At 69.6% G+C, this 18,181-nt stretch carries 15 protein-coding genes and 1 pseudogene; 11 read left to right on the forward strand and 5 right to left on the reverse strand.

Features of this window, described 5'->3' with window-relative positions; all coding sequences use genetic code 11:
* Nucleotides 1-516: 516 nt before the first annotated feature.
* From AC1DV7_RS10495 to AC1DV7_RS10520, 6 genes are all read left to right on the forward strand, one after another.
* Complete coding sequence (locus AC1DV7_RS10495; protein WP_477597065.1) at nt 517-795, forward strand: hypothetical protein; 279 nt, start codon at nt 517-519, stop codon at nt 793-795.
* A gap of 304 nt (nt 796-1,099) precedes the next feature.
* The gene (locus tag AC1DV7_RS10500) at nt 1,100-1,882 is read left to right on the forward strand and encodes a DUF4352 domain-containing protein (protein ID WP_477597066.1); all 783 of its coding nucleotides are present in this window, start codon (nt 1,100-1,102) and stop codon (nt 1,880-1,882) included.
* Nucleotides 1,883-2,046: 164 nt separating this feature from the next.
* Nucleotides 2,047-3,726, forward strand: coding sequence for an NERD domain-containing protein (locus AC1DV7_RS10505; protein WP_477597067.1), 1,680 nt, complete (start codon nt 2,047-2,049; stop codon nt 3,724-3,726).
* A gap of 85 nt (nt 3,727-3,811) precedes the next feature.
* A complete protein-coding gene (locus AC1DV7_RS10510; protein WP_477597068.1) occupies nt 3,812-7,096 on the forward strand; it encodes a TM0106 family RecB-like putative nuclease in 3,285 nt (1,094 codons plus the stop codon).
* Nucleotides 7,097-7,282: 186 nt separating this feature from the next.
* On the forward strand, nt 7,283-7,930 hold the full coding sequence (locus AC1DV7_RS10515) for a YkvA family protein (RefSeq protein WP_477597069.1): 648 nt from the start codon (nt 7,283-7,285) through the stop codon (nt 7,928-7,930).
* Between the two features lie 19 nt (nt 7,931-7,949).
* Entirely contained in the window at nt 7,950-8,633 is a 684-nt protein-coding gene (locus AC1DV7_RS10520; protein ID WP_477597070.1) for a DUF4230 domain-containing protein, read from the forward strand.
* Nucleotides 8,634-8,903: 270 nt separating this feature from the next.
* Here the strand turns inward: AC1DV7_RS10520 and AC1DV7_RS10525 are convergent, their stop codons facing one another.
* Both AC1DV7_RS10525 and AC1DV7_RS10530 read right to left on the reverse strand, forming a co-directional pair.
* Nucleotides 8,904-9,221 (reverse strand): hypothetical protein, encoded by a 318-nt coding sequence (locus tag AC1DV7_RS10525; protein ID WP_477597071.1) that lies wholly within the window; start codon nt 9,219-9,221, stop codon nt 8,904-8,906.
* A gap of 85 nt (nt 9,222-9,306) precedes the next feature.
* A complete protein-coding gene (locus AC1DV7_RS10530; protein ID WP_477597072.1) occupies nt 9,307-10,053 on the reverse strand; it encodes a DUF5995 family protein in 747 nt (248 codons plus the stop codon).
* A 183-nt stretch (nt 10,054-10,236) separates the two neighbouring features.
* Between AC1DV7_RS10530 and AC1DV7_RS10535 the strand changes: the two genes are divergently transcribed.
* On the forward strand, nt 10,237-10,845 hold the full coding sequence (locus AC1DV7_RS10535; RefSeq protein WP_477597073.1) for a hypothetical protein: 609 nt from the start codon (nt 10,237-10,239) through the stop codon (nt 10,843-10,845).
* Nucleotides 10,842-11,699, forward strand: coding sequence for a hypothetical protein (locus tag AC1DV7_RS10540; RefSeq protein ID WP_477597074.1), 858 nt, complete (start codon nt 10,842-10,844; stop codon nt 11,697-11,699). The genes AC1DV7_RS10535 and AC1DV7_RS10540 overlap by 4 nt, the downstream gene beginning before the upstream one ends.
* A gap of 7 nt (nt 11,700-11,706) precedes the next feature.
* Here the strand turns inward: AC1DV7_RS10540 and AC1DV7_RS10545 are convergent, their stop codons facing one another.
* Together AC1DV7_RS10545 and AC1DV7_RS10550 are read right to left on the reverse strand one after the other, a co-directional pair.
* Nucleotides 11,707-12,411: a response regulator gene (locus AC1DV7_RS10545; RefSeq protein ID WP_477597075.1), complete on the reverse strand. Its 705-nt coding sequence runs from the start codon at nt 12,409-12,411 to the stop codon at nt 11,707-11,709.
* Entirely contained in the window at nt 12,408-13,556 is a 1,149-nt protein-coding gene (locus AC1DV7_RS10550) for a sensor histidine kinase (RefSeq protein ID WP_477597076.1), read from the reverse strand. The genes AC1DV7_RS10545 and AC1DV7_RS10550 overlap by 4 nt, the downstream gene beginning before the upstream one ends.
* Nucleotides 13,557-13,729: 173 nt before the next feature.
* Here AC1DV7_RS10550 and AC1DV7_RS10555 point away from each other — a divergent pair, with 173 nt between their 5' ends.
* Nucleotides 13,730-14,371, forward strand: a complete 642-nt coding sequence (locus tag AC1DV7_RS10555) for a hypothetical protein (protein ID WP_477597077.1) — start codon at nt 13,730-13,732, stop codon at nt 14,369-14,371.
* A 55-nt stretch (nt 14,372-14,426) separates the two neighbouring features.
* Here the strand turns inward: AC1DV7_RS10555 and AC1DV7_RS10560 are convergent, their stop codons facing one another.
* Nucleotides 14,427-16,109: an ABC1 kinase family protein gene (locus AC1DV7_RS10560; RefSeq protein ID WP_477597078.1), complete on the reverse strand. Its 1,683-nt coding sequence runs from the start codon at nt 16,107-16,109 to the stop codon at nt 14,427-14,429.
* A 112-nt stretch (nt 16,110-16,221) separates the two neighbouring features.
* Between AC1DV7_RS10560 and AC1DV7_RS10565 the strand changes: the two genes are divergently transcribed.
* Both AC1DV7_RS10565 and AC1DV7_RS10570 read left to right on the forward strand, forming a co-directional pair.
* Nucleotides 16,222-17,232: an aldo/keto reductase family protein gene (locus AC1DV7_RS10565; RefSeq protein WP_477597079.1), complete on the forward strand. Its 1,011-nt coding sequence runs from the start codon at nt 16,222-16,224 to the stop codon at nt 17,230-17,232.
* A gap of 317 nt (nt 17,233-17,549) precedes the next feature.
* Nucleotides 17,550-18,181 (forward strand): annotated as a pseudogene (locus AC1DV7_RS10570) (hypothetical protein); the annotation flags it as partial.

Raw genomic sequence — 18,181 nt, forward strand, 5'->3', positions numbered from 1 at the left:
ACGATGCACGACGGTTGGAGCGCCGAGCCCAAGTCGGCTGGGGTCGCCGAGGCGGAGTTGAAGGGTCTTTCGCGGCTGAGGTCGCGTGGTTGCCGAAGCCTGGACGGCCCCCGGATCAACGGATGGCGCCCAGGTCCGTGAAGGGCAGACCTTTGATCGGGGCGTGATCCGCGGCCGCTTTAGCTGGAGACCTCGCGCACCCAGCGGAGGGTCGTCTACGGGAGCCGTTATGACAGCAACACCCGGCGGGCGAGGGCCCTGTGGGTGGCAAGTGGACAGCCCATCAACAAGGAGAATCCACGATCAAGGCCCGCGTAGACACGTGCGTCGGGATGTCACGGGAGGCACGACCGAGCCGGGGCCACGGCGCTTGCCATCGCCGCCGCAGTCAACCGCGGCGGAGGCGGAGGCGTAGAAGCCAAGCCGTGCGGAGCCCTGGCCGGCCATGAAGTGGCGGACCACGGGCTCCATCGATCGACGGAGGCGAAACGGGTTGAGCGGGCGCACCATCGCTTCATGGGTGACGTGGACCGGATCGATGCGGGGACGACTTGGGTGACCTACGAGGGGCCGCCCTATGTCGACCCGCTTGAGGGACACATGGGGTGGTTCGTGGATATGTGCCTTGAGCTCACCGAGCCCGAGCTGACGCAGCTGTGCGGCTACTGGGAGTGGCGCGCGGACCTGGCGACCCGGGACATCGACCGCTGGTGGTGCTGGACAGTTGTCTGGTTCGGCCGACGCCTCCTCGCCGGGCGTCGCGAGAACGGCTTGCACCCTTTCCTGCCGGCCTGAGCCAACGCACCGCGCCCGCGCGGAGGCGCCGTTCCTGAGCCGACTCACACCAGCGGGCAGACGCCACGACGTCGTGCTCAAAGATCATCCGTTCGGCTGATGCCCCGAGGGGCCCAGCAGAGCCCGAAGGAGCCCTGTCGCGAATCCCGTTGTCAGTGCTGGGTTCTAGCGTTGTTCTCAGCAGGAACGAGGGGGTTGCGCCGCTCTTGGCGCAATGGGGTCGACCAGCTCACGGAGCCCACGCGGGCTCTACTTGTGATGCCTTCTCTCGCTTGCTGTCCGCATCAACAGGAGGAGAGCACCAATGAGTACGACACCCGCAGGCTGGCATCCCCAGCCTGACGGCCGTCAGCGGTACTGGGACGGCCAGCAGTGGACGGAGCACTTCGCTCCGGGAGCGCCGGAGGCAGCTGCCCCGGTGCACGTCGCGCCCAAGCCCAAGCGGGCCTGGTACGCCAAGAAGCGCGTCCTGATCCCGGCCGGGATCGTCGCGCTGTTCATCGTCGCCGGCGCGCTCAACGGCGGCGGCGGAGACGGCACGACCCCGGTGGCGGCTGACGCGAAGCCGACGTCCTCGAGCGCCCCCATGGTGACGCAGGGCGCGGCTCCAGCACCGTCCAAGACGGCTGCCGCGAAGCCGGTGGCCGCCGCGCCCAAGTCGGCGGCGCCCAAGCCCGTGGCGCCGAAGGTTGCCGGCATCGGCACCAAGGTCCGCGACGGCAAGTTCGAGTTCGTCATCCGCTCGGTCAAGTGTGGGATCGCCAAGGTCGGCACGAACGAGTACCTGCAGAAGAAGGCGCAGGGACAGTTCTGCGCCGTCACGATGTCCGTCACCAACATCGGTGACGAGCCGCAGTCGATGTTCGCCGACAACCAGTACGCCTTCGACGCTAGGGGACGCAAGCTCTCGGCCGACAGCTCGGCGTCCATCTACGACGACTCGTCCCAGGTTCTCTGGGAGGAGATCAACCCCGGCAACTCGGTCAAGGGCAGGGTCTACTTCGACATCCCCAAGGGTGCCAAGATCACCAAACTCGACCTGCACGACTCGATGTTCTCGGGCGGCGTCGAGGTCAAGGTCGGCTGACCGACCACCAGACAGGCGGGGTATGCCGCGTGTCACCACGCGGCATACCTCGCCTCAGCGGCGGTGGCGGGCGCGCGGCGCGCGTTCCGCCGGCCGGATAAGTGCAACGTCGCTGGACGGCTGTGGCAGCATCGCCACGACGCCGGGGTCGACAAGGGGGAGTGATGGCAGCGACAGCCGTCCCTATGGAGCCGAAGTTCACGACGGAGTCGGAGCGCGAGGTATGGGAGCGGCTCGTGCGACAGCTGGGGCCGGACGACGTGGTCCTGGCCAACGTGCGGCTGACCGACGAGCGCAAGGACCACGAGCTCGACCTCGTCCTGCTGATGCCTGATTTCGGCGTCGTGGTCGTCGAGGTCAAGGGCGGCAGCGTCTGGGTCGACGCCGACGGATGGCACCAGGCTCGCGGCGCCGTGACGCGCCAGATCGACCCGGTGGACCAGGCACGAAGCAACCTCTACGCGCTGCGCAAGTACGTCGAGTCCGACCCCAGGTGGAAGCAGAGCTCACGTACTCGCATCCGTTGGGGCCACACGGTCGTCGTGCCGTACTCGGAGATCCACGACGACTTCGCGATGCCGGACTGTCCGCGGTGGGCGGTCCACGGCCGTGACGACCAGGACCACCTGGGGGAGCGGGTCAGGGACGTGGCAGGCCGCCAGGAGGGCGGTCAGCGACGACCGAATGAGGACGACGTCGAGCTCATCGTCGAGATCTTGCGAGGTCGCCACTTGCCGGTGTTCGACCCGGACTCGGTCGCCGAGAACCGTGAACGCGAGGCCGACCGGCTCACCGCTGAACAGGCGACCCTGCTCAAGGTGACGCGGCTCCTGAACCGTATCGAGGTTCGAGGTGGTGCAGGGAGTGGCAAGACCGTCCTCGCCCTGACCCAGGCCAAGGAGCTCACCCGCGGGTCGGCCGAGCGGCGGCCCCAGCGCGTGGCGCTGGTCTCCTACTCCATCGGGCTGGCCGAGTACTTCAAGCGTCAGGTCGCGGCCGCGCCTCGCAAGCACCGCCCCGCGTTCGTGGGGACTTTCCATGAGCTCGGTCAACTGTGGGGCGGGCCCGAGGGCAGCCGTGACAACCCCGCGTTCTGGGAGGAGGAGCTCCCGACGCAGATGGCTGAGCTCGCTGCAGCCCTACCGGACGGGCGACGCTTCGACTCGCTGATCGTCGACGAGGGGCAGGACTTCGCGGACCTCTGGTGGACGCCGCTCATGCGCTCGCTGCGTGACGAGGAGACCGGTGGGCTTTATGTCTACTCCGACGAGAACCAGCGGATCTTCTCGAGGTTCGGCCAGCCTCCAGTTCCCTTGGTGCCATTGGTGCTGGACCACAACCTTCGCAACACCCGGCAGATCGCAGCAGCGTTCGGTCCGCTTGCGCCGATGCGTATGACGCCTCGCGGCGGCGATGGTGTTGAGGTCCGGTTCGTCGCGGCCGAGACCCCGGAGGCGGCCGTCGACAAGGCCGACGAGGAGGCCCTCAGGCTCCTTGACGACGGGTGGCTGCCCCAGCACATCGCCGTGATCACCACCGGCAGTCGGCACCCGCAGCAGATCAGGCTCGCGGGTGACACGGACCAGCGCGACTACTGGCGCAGCTTCTGGGAGGACGACGACGTCTTCTACGGCCACGTCCTCGGGTGCAAGGGACTGGAACGGCGAGCGGTGGTGCTCTGCGTCAATCAGGCCAAGGTCAGTGATCGCTCGCGCGAACGGCTCTATGTCGGGATGTCGCGGGCGACCGACCTGCTCGTGGTCGTGGGCAACCCCGAGGTCATCAACGAGATGGGCGGGGACGCTGTCGCGAAACAGCTGGGCATCAACCCGAGCAGCAGCTGACGGACCCCTGAGGCCGCACCATGGCTGAGCCGCCTGCCTCGCACGTCGAGGCGCCGTTGTCGGTCCCGGGTGGCATCATCGCGACATGCAACGCGTGGGGGACCAGCTCGTACTGAGCGCAACAGACCTGACCAAGCACGTCGCCTGCGCCCACATCACGACGCTCGACCTCGCCGCCCTGGACCAATCGGCCGTCGAGCTGGGCGCCATCCCGCCTGACGACGCGCTGAACCTCATCTTCGCCAAGGGCATAGCGCATGAGCAGGACTACCTTGCCACCCTCAAGGGTGAGGGGCTGCACGTCGTCGAGATCGCGACCGACCACGGGGCCAAGGCCGAGGCCGAGGCGGCGACGCTCCAGGCGATGCGCGATGGTGCTGACGTGGTCTACCAAGCCACGCTCTACGACGGAGCGTGGATCGGCTACGCCGACTTCCTCCTCAAGCGTGATCGAGCCAGCGACCTCGGCGCGCACTCCTACGACATTGCTGACACCAAGCTGGCGCGCCGGCTCAAGGTCCCCGCCCTGCTCCAGATGGCGACCTATGCCGAACGGCTGGCGCAGCTCCAGGGCGTGCCACCGGCATACCTGGTTGTCGTGACAGGCGACAAGGTCCAGCATCCGTGGCGTCTCGTCGATGTGGCGCCCTACGCGCGGCGGCGCCGCGCTGACCTGCTGGAGGCCATCGCGCGCAGGAACCCCTCGGAGCCGACGCGGAACGCGCAGTGCGGTCAGTGCCGATGGCAGGCGCGGTGCGAGGGGGAGTGGCTGGCCGCGGACGACCTCGTCCAGGTTGCTGGGATCCGCAATGGTCACCGGCAGGCATTGCGTGCCAACGGTATCGACACGATGGCCGGCCTGGCTGCCTCTGGGCGGGAGGCCGTGGTGGCTGCCGTGGGCAGCCAGAGCGCGGACCGCCTCCACCGGCAGGCCCGACTGCAGATCCAGGAGCGAGAAACCAGCCACCCGTCATATGAGCTGCTTGCGCCCGAGTCCGGACGCGGGCTGCAACGGCTTCCGGAGCCCAGCCACGGCGACGTCTACCTCGACTTCGAGGGTGACCCCTGGGCCGACGACGGGCAGGGGCGCGAGTACCTCGCCGGGCTCTGGGACCGCACAGGGACGTTCACCTCGTGGTGGGCCCACGACGCAGCCGCGGAGCAACTGCTCGTCGAGGACCTCGTCGACGAGCTGATGCGACGCTGGGACGCCGACTCGCAGATGCACGTCTACCACTACGCCGCCTACGAGCGGACCGCCCTGGCCCGGCTCACCGGCCACTACGGCACGCGTGAGGCCGAGCTCGACCAGCTGTTGCGCGCCGAGCGACTCGTTGACCTGTATGCGGTGGTGCGGCAGGGCGTGCAGGTGAGCAAGCCCTCGTACTCGATCAAGAAGCTCGAGGACTTCTACTGGGGTCACACCCGCAGCGCCGGGAGCGGCGAGGCGGTCGGCAGTGCGATGGACTCGGTCATCGAGTACGAACGCTGGTTGGTCGAGCCCGACCAGTCGATCCTCGACCGGATCGAGGCGTACAACCGCGACGACGTGCGTTCGACCCACGACCTGCACGCATGGCTCGAGGGCCTGCGGACGGAGCTGGCCGGCCAAGGTCATGCGCTCACGCGACCGCAGCCTCCGGAGCCCAAGGAGGTCACCGAGGTCGAGCGCGCCGAGGCCGTGCTGTCGTCGCAGCTGGTCGACACCGGCGACGAGCTGCTCGCAGGGCTGGTCGGCTGGCATCGGCGTGAGGCACGGCCCGCGTGGTGGGAGTTCTTCCGCTACGCCGAGCTCGACACCGCCGAGCTGATCGAGGACGCCACCGCGATCGGAGGCGTCGGCGTGCCCACCCACGTGGGTGACGTCGCTCGCTCCAAGGTGTGGCGGTATCCGTTCCCGACCCAGGACTGCACGATGCCCGTGGGCCAGTCCATCCACGACGTCGACACCCATGCGGCGGTGGGCACCGTCGTGGGATACGACGGGGCCGAGGGGTGGATCGACCTGAAGATCGGCGCCAACAGGGATCCTGTCGTCCCGCGTGGCTTCGGCCCGCCCGGTCCGCTCAATGACGACCCGCTCCGCGATTCCATCGCGCGGACCGGCCGGTCAGTGCTCTCTGGTGAGGACGGCATGGCCGCGCGCTTGGTGGCGGGCGAGGTCCCAGCCGCCGGCGTGCTCGCGGTCAGACCGGGCGAGACTCCGGCGGATGCGGTCGTGCGCGTCGGCCTCGCCCTGGATGGTGAGGTGCTCGCTGTGCAGGGGCCGCCCGGCACGGGCAAGACGTATGCCGCGGCCCACCTCATCCGCGCCCTCCTGGACTGTGGGAAGCGGGTGGGCGTCACCGCTCTTTCGCACTCGGTGATCAGGCACGTGCTCGACGAGGTCGGGCGCCCCAGCGTGCAGAAGATCAGCGGCGAGCTAGCAGCAGACCCCCACGGATTCGTGACGCAGGTGACGACCAACGACATGGTCACCGCCGCCCTTGGCAACGGTGCAAACCTGGTCGGTGGGACTGCGTGGCTCTGGGCGAGGCCGGAGATGCGCGCCTCGGTCGACGTGCTGGTGATCGACGAGGCCGGCCAGTTCTCGCTTGCAAATGCGGTGGCTACTGCACCTGCTGCCACGTCCCTCGTTCTGCTCGGGGACCCGCAACAGCTGACGCAGCCCACTCAGGCAACGCACCCGTACGGTGCCGGCATCTCGGCGCTCGAACACCTCATCGGCCCGCACGACACCGTGCCGGCCGACCGCGGAATCTTCCTCGGCACGACGTGGCGGATGCACCCCGCGGTCACCTCCTTCGTCTCCGAGCTCGCCTACGAGGACCGACTGAGGTCCGCGCCCGGACGCGAGCAGCAGCTCGTGTCAGGGGAGGGCGTCCTCTCGGGCGCAGGCCTGCGCTGGATCCCCGTCGCGCACGAGGGGTGCCAAGCCGAGAGCGACGAGGAGGCGGCCCTTGTGGCTGACCTCGTCAAGGACCTGCTCACGCGCACCTGGACCAACACCGACGGGGCCAACCAAGTGCTGACTCCGGGCGACATCCTCGTCGTGGCGCCCTTCAATGCCCAGGTGGCCAGGCTCCGGCTGGCGCTGCCTGACGACGTCCTGGTCGGCACGGTCGACAAGATCCAAGGGCGCGGGGCGGCCGTCGCCATCTACTCGATGGCAAGCTCCAGTGCCGCCGACGCTCCCCGTGGGGTCGACTTCCTCTTCGACCTGCACCGCCTCAACGTCGCAGTCTCCCGGGCCAAGGCCATGAGCATCGTGGTCGCCAGCCCTGCCCTGCTCGACTCGCCGGTCCACACCCCTGAGCAGCTTCGCGCCGTCAACGCGCTCTGCCGCTTTGCCGATGCCGCGGGGGGTTGACGCCAGCGCACTTGTCGTCTGAGGGGCAGTCGAATTGCGGGCCCGGCCCGGGCGCCTGTGTTGCACTGCCGGGCCAGACGGACGGCACGAGCGCCATTGGAGGTGACAGGGTCAAGGAAAAAGCGGCAAATCCGAAGATCCGGACGCTGAAACCGATACCGTCCGCGTGACGAGAAGGGGGAGCTGATGACCCAGCCCACGAAAAAGGCCGCATCTGCCAAGAAGGCCGCATCTGCCAAGAAGGCGTCACCGGCTACGAAGGCGTCACCGGCTACGAAGGCGACACCGGCCAAGAAGGCCGGCGCGACGAAGACGGCCGCGCCGGCCAAGAAGAGCGCCATTGCGCAGGCAGCGCCGGCCAAGACGGCCTTGGTCGCCAAGAAGGCGACCAAGCGGGCCGCATTCACCACGAAGGCCGCGGGTGCCGCCGCGGGTGCCGCCGTGGGTGCCGTCGAGTCCAAGTTCTTCCGCCGTGCGACCGAGCGGGCTCAGGCGATCGCGAGCGACCCCCAGAAGCTACGCGACATCGCAGACAAGGCTGGGCGTTCCGCGGCGATGAGGTCGGGACCGTTCGCGGACGTGTTGGAGGACTTCCGGGCGCTGATCAGGCTCGTCGTGGCGTACGCCCGCGGCAACTACCGTGCCATCCCGGCGGACTCCTTGGTAATCGTCGTGGCCGGACTCATCTACGTCGTGTCACCCGTGGACCTCATCCCGGACGCGATCGTCGGGGTCGGCCTGCTCGACGACGCTGCCGTCGTCGGGTGGGTCATCAAGACGGTGCGCGGTGAGCTCGACGCGTTCCGTGAGTGGGAAGCGGGCGCTACCGACTAGGTGTGGAATGGTGCCCAACATGAGCCACTTGTCCACGTCGAAGCTGCGAGATCGCGTCGTGTCCCGGCTGCTGCCCAACGTCGGGCTGGTTCTGTCGGTGGTCGGGGCGGTCGTCATCGTGGCGCTGCTGGTCGGCGTGGTGGGCATGATCGCCGGCTGGCGTCCCTCGAACCCGTTTGGCGAGAGGAGCGTCGACCGCACCGGCCCATCGGTGCTGCACTCCCTGACCAACCTCAGCGAATACCACGCGGCGAGCGCGTACTACGAGACCGTGGTCGACCTCGAGGGTGAGGCGAGTCGCCTGCCCGACTGGCTCAAGGGCGAACGCGTGCTCTACGTCGGCAAGGGCGACGTGGACGCGGTCGTCGACTTCGGCCAGCTCGACGAGGGGAGCGTCAAGGTCTCCAAGGACCGCACGTCGGTGACGGTCAGGCTGCCTGCGCCGACCATCGACAAGCCTCAGCTCGACTTGGCGACGAGCTACGTCGTCGAGCACGACCAGGGCATCGTCAACCGGTTCAAGGGTTCGGATGTCGAGCGCCGGGCCCAACTGAAGGCGGTCGACCAGATGACCGCCGCCGCCAACGGTGAGGACCAGCTGGTCGACCGGGCCAAGGAGAACACGAGCTCGATGCTCCGTGGCGTGTTCGGCTCGCTCGGCTTCACGAGCATCACGATCACCTTCGACGAGGACGCTGGCTGACCGCGGGGCTCGCTGCGCCTCGGTAGGTGACTATTCACGCCGATGCTGGGCCCTACAAGGGCCGCTCGGTTTCATCCTTTTGCACATGGAAGCGGAGCGATGGTCCGTCGATGAGCTTCGCAGGGAGCTCAAGCGATTTGAGTTCGAGTTGCGAGCGGCTGGTCTGCGCGAGTCTTCGATCCAGACGTACGTCGGCCGGAGTGAGACGTTCGTCCGTTGGCTCGACGGGGACTACCACCCACGGGGTCCGATTGCCGGCCCCAGCAGGCGCTAGGTGGTTGGCGTGTACCCGTAGTCCTCGAGCCGTCGCGCGCAGATCAAGCGCTCCTCGTCGGTGAAGAGGGTGCGAAACCGGTCCTGGACGACGTGCGCTTCAACGGTCAGGTCAAGGCGGTGTCTCTCCCACAAGGCCGTGAACCCGTCCGATGGTCGTGGAGTGTGGATCAGCCAACGGGCGGTATCCAACGGACCGCGATCCATGAGCATGCGTAGGAAGACCGTCGCGTTGTAGCCGGTCTGTTGCTTGGCATCCTGGTAGATGCCGTGCATTGCCTTGTTGAACTCGACCAGTACCGGATCGGGCGCCATGAACTGACGATAGTGGCGAGGTCAATCTCGAGCGTGGAGCGCGCGTGTGCCACGGAATCAGCAGGCAATTTCCCGAAATCGCCTGTCAACGGGCCGGTGGCAGCGTGACCCCGAACCCGGCCACGGCCAACCGCAGCAACACCTGACCCGGCGCCAGCAGGTCCGCAATCCGTGCGGCACTCAGCACTTCGAGCTCTGCCAAGCGGGCGGCATACGCATCTGAACCCTGGACCCGCGCGTGCTGCAGCTCCACCGTGTTGTGCCACACCTTCTGGCGGGCTTCGCGCAGGAATCGCTTGGAGGACAGGCGGTTCAGCGGTTGCAGCACCCGGTCGACCAGGGAGCGAGCGGACGCCGACCCCAGCTCGTCATCCTCTGCGGCGACCCGACCGGACAGCACGCCGTCGATCCGTTCGTGGTCACGCGCACGCCGCGCCAGCAACAGAGGATCCGAGAACGACGAGGAGGGGATCACCGCCAGCAACGCCTGCGGCAGGTCGTAGTTGATGTGCGCGTTGATCCCGAGCAGCACGTGCCGCAACGCAGGCAACGAAGGGGGCGCAGAGAAGGCCAGCTGCCAGGGCCGCGGCACCAAGGGACTCCCAGCGAGGTCCAGATCCAGAGCCGAGAGGTACAGGTCGGCGAACACCACGTCCCACTCCTCGACCCACTCCGGGTCCTCGAACTGGGCATCCTCGATGGCCGCCCCGACAGCCAACGTCGTCCGCCTGTACGTCGAGAGGAACAGCCGCTGCGCCGACCGCTCGGGAGGGAGGGCCACGAGCCGGGCATCCATGGCAGCAACCACATCGGCGATGTCGCGAGTGGGCATCCGAACCCCCTGACTGCGTGGGCCTTCGCGCTCTAGTATCGATCTCGTCGCTGGCGGTTGCCAGCGACGAGCGCTGGCGCTTGCCAGTGCCCCAGGCCAGCGGACAAGGCCCGCGCCCGAGGCCGGCGGTTGCCAGCCCCGAGGCCAGCGCCGGGAAGCGGGTGCGCAGTGGCACGTCGACGCATGAGTCACCACAGTCCACGCGACTTCGACCCTGTCGCCCTGGGGCGTCTTGAGACCCAGGCGTGGGCGAGCTACTACCGCCATGAGTGGGGGAGGGCGCTGCGGGCCTTCGTCGGCATGATCGACCAGGGCTTCGGCCTCGGACCGCGGTTGACGCTCGTCGGCGCGTGGCACGTGCTGCGGGCCAACCAGGCGTGGGCTCCCGTGCCCGACAACGACCCTGACGCCGCGCGCACCTCCATGCGCCGGTTCTACGAGCTCGTCCGCGCGCACTCCGACCTGACTTTCGACCCCACGCGCGCCGCCGAGCTGGAGGTGGAGTGGTGGCGCCTCCACCGAGCCCACCAACGCGGCGACGCCGCGCAGCCAGACCCTGCAACCAGGCCAGACCTCGAACGCTCCCTCGTCGACCTCTACTCCTACGTCTACTCGGCCCCTCCCGAGACGATGCAGGAGGCGGCCCGGTGGCGGGCCGAGGCGATGGACCTGTCCGACGCCTGGGTGGCCGGGGGGTGCGACCTCGCCGACCCGCGGCTCGCCGCCGAGAGGCGCGCGTTGGTCGCCTCCTACGCCGCCCTGCTGGACGCCGTGCAGAGGGTGCCGGCATGAGCCGGGCCAGGGACCGCGACGACCGGGTCCTGCCCACCACGCGCGGACTCTCGGCGTTCATCGCGCCGTTCCTCATCGCGGGCTTCGTCCTCCTCTACGTCCTCCCCGGCGAGACGGGTCGCCTCTGGGCGTGGCCGATCCAGTCGCACCTAACGTCGATGCTGCTCGCGTCCGCCTACCTCGGCGGCTGCTACTTCTTCCTCCGCGTCCTCCTCGTCGAGCAGCGCTGGGCCGCCGTGCGCGCCGGCTTCGTCTCGGTCGCGCTGTTCGCCGCGCTGCTGGGCGTCGCCACCATCGAGCACTGGGACAAGTTCTCGCACGGCAACCCCGCCTTCTGGCTCTGGGCCGGGCTCTACTTCTCAGCGCCGCTCCTGGTCGTGGCGGCCTGGCTGGCCAACCAGCGGTATGCCGCGCGTCCGGCTCCCGACGAACCCCGCCTCGGGCACGTGGCTCGGGTGGTCGCGGCGGGGACGGGCGCGCTGGCAGTCCTGACGGGGGCCTGGCTCTTCCTCGCGCCGGAGCGCGCGATCGGCGTCTGGCCGTGGGCGCTCACGCCGCTGACCGCCAAGGTCGTGGGGGCGACCTTCTGCCTCGGCGCGGCCGGGCTCGTGGTGCTGCTCGATGGCCGCTGGGAGTCGGTACGGCTGATGCGCCGGGTCCAGCTCGTCATGTTCGTGCTCATCGCCGGGGCGGTGTTCCGGGCCCGGCAGGAGTTCCTCACCGACCGTCCGCTGACCTGGGTGATGGGTGCGGGCTTCGTCGCCCTGTTCGTGGCGTCGCTCGTCTCAGCGGTCGTGGACTGGGTGCACCAGCGCAACCACGGCCGGCACGCCCTCCATCCGCAGCCCCACTGACGGGCGATCACCCCGACCCGTTGACCAGCCCGGTCTCGTAGGCATAGATGACCGCCTGCACGCGGTCGCGCAGGCCCAGCTTCATGAGCACGCGGCCGACGTGCGTCTTCACCGTGGTCTCGGAGACGAACAGCTCCTCGGCCAGCTCGGCGTTGGTCAGGCCACGGGCGAGCAGCGCCAGCGTCTCGAGCTCTCGTGGGGTCAGCGAGGCCAGCCGCTGCTGCGCCTCTCCGTCCACGACCCGCGGCCGCGCGAGGTACGACTCGATCATGCGCCGCGTCACCGTCGGCGCGAGCAGGGACTCGCCGGCGTGCACCGCCCGGATCCCCGCCACGAGCAGCTCCGGCTGGACGTCCTTCAGCAGGAACCCGCTGGCCCCCGCCCGCAACGCCTCGTAGACGTACCCGTCCATGTCGAACGTCGTGAGCATGACCACGCGGGTCTCCCGCGGACCCTCGGCGAGGAGCCGCCGCGTCGCGGCGATGCCGTCCATGCCCGGCATACGCACGTCCATGAGCACCACATCCGGCTGGAGCGCCGCCACCTGGGCCACGGCTTCCTCACCATCGGAAGCCTCGCCGACGACGCGGAGGTCAGGCTCGAACTCGAGGATCATCCTGAAGCCGGCCCGCACCAGTGCCTGGTCGTCGACGATCAGCACCCCGATCGTCGACGACGGCTGCCCCGACGGGTTCGACGCCGCCGAGCTCACGCCGGCTCCAGCGGCAGCGTCGCCACGAGCTCGAAGCCGCCCTCGGGCCTGACCCGCGCGACCAGCGAACCGCCATACACCGCAACGCGTTCGCGCATCCCGAGCAGGCCGCTGCCCGGCTCGGGGGAGTGGGCCCCACTCACCGGCGGCTGCCCGTCGTCCCGCACCGCCAGCTGGATCTCTTCGACGCCGTAGTCGATGGCCACTGCCGCGCTGCGCGCGTTGCGTGCGTGGCGGAGCGTGTTCGTCAGCCCTTCCTGCACGAGCCGGTATGCCGTGAGGTCCAGACCCGGTGCGAGGGCCTGGACTGCACCGGTCACCTGGAGGTCGACCGGCAGCCCGGCGGTGCGGAACTTCTCCGCCAGCCGGTCCAGCTGGTCGAGCCCGGGTGGCGGCTCCAGCTGCACCTCTTCGCCGGACTGGCGCAGCACGCCCACCATCCGGCGCATCTCGGACAGCGCCTCCCGCCCCACGGCCTCGACGGTCTCCAGCGCCTCCCGCTCCGCCGCCTGCTCCGACGTCAGGCGGCGGCGCACCGCCGAGGCCTGGACGGTCATGACGCTGACGCTGTGCCCGATGACGTCGTGCAGCTCGCGGGCAATGCGGTTGCGTTCCTCGGCCACCGCCTGGGACGCCCGCTGCTGCCGGTTCACCCGCCGCTGCTCGGTGTTGAGGAGCGTGAGGCGGACCAAGGCGCCGACCAGCCAGGCGATGACCGACGGAGCCAGCCAGATGAGGGTGAGCAGACGCTCCTTGAGGGTGGCGTGCACGCCCGTCGGGTCGAGGGTCGACCACGACAGCCAGAACGCCGCGGCCAGCACGAGTCCCCACCACGCGACCCGGGACGGCAGCCGCCGGCCGACGGTGTACGTGGCGACCAGCATCGGCAACATCACGCCGTTTCCCTCAGGCGCCCCGACCACTGCGAACTCGGCGGTGCTCGCAACGAGGATCGCCCCCTGGCACGCAAGGGGACTCACGCGGCGACCCGCGAGCAGGACTGCCGTCACGGCATACAGGATTGCTTGGGCCCACAGCGGTCCCTGGCGGTGGGTCGAGGCGAACCCCCACCACGCCTCCAGCTGACCGAGGACTCCGACCACCACGGCGACGGTGATGTCGAACGCCCAGTTCCTGCGCGTCACGAACCGAAGGTACGCCCGTCCGGACGGCCGCACGTCCTCCTTGCGGAGGATGCGCGAATCCTCATGTCGGGCACCGCGATTTCGTTCCCGCGCAGGACGACGCCGCCGGAGCGGGTTCCTAGCGTCGTGGAGGTCGACACCACGACGGGTCGACACCACCACGGGGAGGAACCATGAACACCATTCCACGCAGCGCCGGCATCGGGCTCCTGGTCTATGCGATCGGCACCACGGTCGGCTTCGCCGGGGCAGGTGGTCCGGGGGGCGACTACGAGGCCGATATCGTCGCGGGTTACGTCGACCCCAGCCACTACGCGACGTCGCTCGGCTTCTGGTACCTCGGTGCGCTCGCGGCGCTCGGGCTCCTCGCGTTCGGCCACGGGCTGCGGCGGCTGGGAGGTGTCGTGGGGGAGACGGCCTGGGGTCTGTCGGTGGCGGGCGCGGCGATCAGCGTGGTCGGCGCCTTCGTCGGCGGCGGTCTCGTCACGGCCCTGGCGGAGGGAGGCGACCCGGTCCGGCAGGGCGTGCCCCACCCCGTCGTCTACACGATCAGCGAGATCGGCAACCTGCTGGCGCTGTGCGGGCCGGGCTTCTTCACGGGTGTCCTGGCAATCCTGTTGGCGGCACGGGCGGCCCTGCCGCGGTGGCTGGCCGTGTTCTCGGCCATCGCGGGTCTCTGCGGGATCCTGCTGCCGTTCTACTTCACCATCCCCGTCTACCTGGTGTGGGCGCTGGTCTTCGGCGGTCGGCTGGTCGTGCGCGGAGTTCGTCGCAGTGAGGGCGCGGACGTCGTCCTGAGCACCTCCGTCGCCTGACCACCCGGAGGACCTCGGTGCGCCGGCCGACCGGCGCACCGAGGTCAGTGCGCAGTCACGGCCTGGGGTCGCGGTCGGTGTCCTCGCGCCGCGCGATCCGGCTGTCCGACCGCACGATCGAGATCACCAGGGCGGCTCCGCCCAACGCTGCCAGCAGGAAGAACACCATGGCGATGGCGGGGTAGCCCAGGATGCGGTTGTCGGTGGGCACCTGCATCATGAGCGCCGCCCCCACCACGAGGGCCGCCATGACGATCCCCATCGTGAGCCGGTTCGCGAGCCGCTGGAGCACGTGCAGGAAGCGCGCCTCGTCGAGCGCGTCGACCCGCAGCGAGAAGTTGCCGCCCGCGAGGTTGTCCATGATGGCGTTCGCCCGCCGGGGGAAGTTCGCCGTGAACTCCTTGGCGTCGATCGCCGCCGCCATCAGTCCCGAGGCCGACACGGACAGCCCACTGCCCATGATGTCCGCGACGTTCTCGCGGATCGCGTCGGCCGGCACGAAGGTGGGATCGAGGTGCTTGGTGACCTGGTCGAGGTTGAGCAGCGCCTTGCCCACCATGGTCATCTCCGGCGGCGGGCGCAGCCCGTGAACGCCCGACAGGCGACTCAGCTCCACGAGGACGGCACCGGCCTGCACCTGCTGGCCCAGCGACACCACCCGTGCCACCAGGGCCGCAGCCTCGTCGCGGAACCGACCCGCGTCATACCCCTCCAGCTGCTGGCCCATCGAGGCCAGCACCATCGCGGCTCCCTCGCCGTCGGCGTCGCTGATCGCGAGCAGCAGCTTCACGATCTGGTCCTGGACCCGCGGCGGGACGGTCGCCACCATGCCGAGGTCGATGAGCCCGAGCCGGCCGTCCGGGGTGAGCAGGACGTTGCCGGGATGGGGGTCAGCGTGCAGGAAGCCGTCCACGAGGATCATCCGCAGGTATGCCGCGAAGAGCTCGCGCACGAGCGGCTCACCGTCGAGCTCCATGAGTCCCAGCGGACCGATGTCGGTGACCTTGCGGCCCGGCACCAGGTCCATCGTGAGGACGCGCCCGCTGGTGTAGTCGGGAACCGGTTGGGGGACCACGAGTCGTGGATAGTCCGCCGTGAGCTCGCCGAGGCGCACGAGGTTGGCCGCCTCCCGCTGGTAGTCCAGCTCGCCCGCGAGCGATCGACGGAAGTGCGTCAGCAGCTGGCCGAAGCCGTAGCGACGACCGAGGTCGGTGTGGTCGTCCGCGAAGGCGGCGATGCGCCCCAGGACCTCCATGTCGTCGCGCACCACCTCACGCACGCCGGGCCGCTGCACCTTGACCACGACCTCACGGCCGCTGGGCAGCACCGCCCGGTGGACCTGGCCGAGCGACGCCGCGGCCATGGGCGTCTGCTCGAAGGACGCGAAGGCGTGCCGGATCGAGACGCCCAGCTCGTCCTGCACGGTCTGCTCGACCTGCTCGTACGGGAAGGGCTCGACCTTGTCCTGCAGCCGCGTGAGCGCCTCGGTGTAGGCGGGCGGCAGCAGGTCGACCCGGGTCGAGAGGAGCTGCCCGAGCTTGACGTAGGTCGGGCCCATGGCCTCGAGGTCGTCAGCCAGGGACTCTGCCGCGGACAGATCCCCGGCAGGCTGCTGGTCCTCGACGAGGAACTCGTCGAACCCCACGCCGCTGACCAGGTCGGACCGGCCGTGCCGGACGAGCAACCGGGCGAGCGCGGCGTAGCGGACGGCGGTGGGCAGGTCGGACAGCGCGCTCATGGCGCCATCCTTGCAGGTCAGGGACGCGGGACCCCACACGCCCTGCACGCCCCGTTCGCGCCCCGCAGGGGCCCGGAGCGCGCGCCCGGGCGACGCGGCATACGGTTGAAGCATGGACTACCGATACCTGGGCAACAGCGGACTCAAGATCTCCGAGATCACCTACGGCAACTGGCTCACCCACGGCTCGCAGGTCGAGAACGACGTCGCGGCACAGTGCGTCGCTGCCGCGCTCGACGCGGGGATCAGCACCTTCGACACCGCCGACGTCTACGCGAACACCAAGGCCGAGACCGTCCTCGGCGAGGCGCTCAAGGGCGAACGGCGCGAGAGCCTCGAGATCTTCACCAAGGTCTACTGGCCGACCGGGCCTGGCGGGAAGAACGACACCGGCCTGTCGCGCAAGCACATCATGGAGTCGATCAACGGCTCGCTGCAGCGACTCCAGACCGACTACGTCGACCTCTACCAGGCGCACCGCTACGACACCGAGACGCCGCTCGAGGAGACGATGACGGCGTTCGCCGACGTCGTCCGCCAGGGCAAGGCGCTGTACATCGGCGTGAGCGAGTGGACGGCCGACCAGATCCGCGAGGGCGTCGCGCTGGCTCGTGAGCTGAACATCCAGCTCATCTCGAGCCAGCCGCAGTACTCCATGCTGTGGCGCGTCATCGAGGACGAGGTCGTCCCGGCGTGTGAGGAGCTGGGGGTCAGCCAGATCGTCTGGAGCCCCATCGCGCAGGGCGTGCTCTCCGGCAAGTACCAGCCTGGCCAGCCGGCGCCCGAGGGGTCGCGGGCTGCGGACGAGAAGGGGGGCGCCGACATGATCAAGCGGTTCATGAACGACGACGTGCTCACCCGCGTCCAGGGCCTGGCGCCGATCGCCTCGGAAGCGGGGCTGACCATGGCCCAGCTCGCCGTCGCGTGGGTGCTCCAGAACCCGAACGTCGCCGCCGCCCTCGTCGGCGCCTCGCGACCGGAGCAGGTCCACGAGAACGTCAAGGCCGCGGGCGTGAAGCTCGAGCCCGCCGTCATGAAGCAGATCGACGACGTGCTCGGCGACATCGTCGAGCGCGACCCGGGCAAGACCAAGGAGACCGCGCCCAAGAAGCGCGTCGCCTGAGTTCTCGGTGGTCACCTGAGATGGTGACCGCCGGACGACCGAGGGGTATGCCGCGTGGTCGCCACGCGGCGTACCCCTCGTCGTTCCCTGGGTGGGCCCCGGCCTCTTTCCCTGGGCGGCTCCCGGCCTCTTTCCCTGGGGCGGCTCCCGGCGTCTGTCCACAGGAGGTTCGGCGTTGCCTGGCCTCTTCCACAGGTTGGGGCTTGGGGGTTGTCTTCCAACCCGTCATGTGCAGGCGAAAAGCGTTGCAGCACAGAGGAACTGGCCGTCGGTCGGACTCGGGGTGGCTGTCGGTGGTCTCTCATAGTGTTGTGGTCATGCAGGGGGATCTGACGTTGACTCAGCACCGCGAGCGGCTCGGCGCCGCGCGCGAGTCGCTGGGTGCCCTGAGCGAGGTGCTGTGGCAGGTCCCGTCCGGCGGCGGGCCCGACGGGCTGGCCGGGCTCTTGTCGGAGGTCGACGCGTTGGGCGCGGCGTGTGACCTGGCGCGGGTGAGCGTGACCGCGGAGGCGATGGGCCGGGGCGAGACCTCCGATGGCGCGGCGGCGTTGACGGTCACGCAGTGGGTGCGGTGCCACGCCCCGTCGACCAGGGCCGGTGGGGCGCGGCAGGTGGTGGAGCTGGCGGCGGCGTTCGGAAAACCCGTCAACGCGCCGGTGCGGGCTGCCGTGGAGGCGGGGGTGTTGCCGGTGCGGTCCGCGGCCGCGGTCGTGGTCGAGGCCGACAAGCTGCGGCCGGCGCTGGCCGACGGCGCGGAGCCGCACGTCCTGCGTGGCCTCATCGACCTCGCCGCCGCCGACGGTCCGCGCGCCTGTCGCCGACTGCGGCCCGCGCTGCTGGCCAAGTACGGGCGGGACGGGCAGCTGCAGCTCGAGCAGGACGCCGCGGCCCGGTTCGTGAGCTTGTCGCAGCCGGTCGAGGACGGCACCGGGATCGCGGAGTACCGGCT

This window comes from Pedococcus sp. P2_E4 (assembly GCF_056403935.1).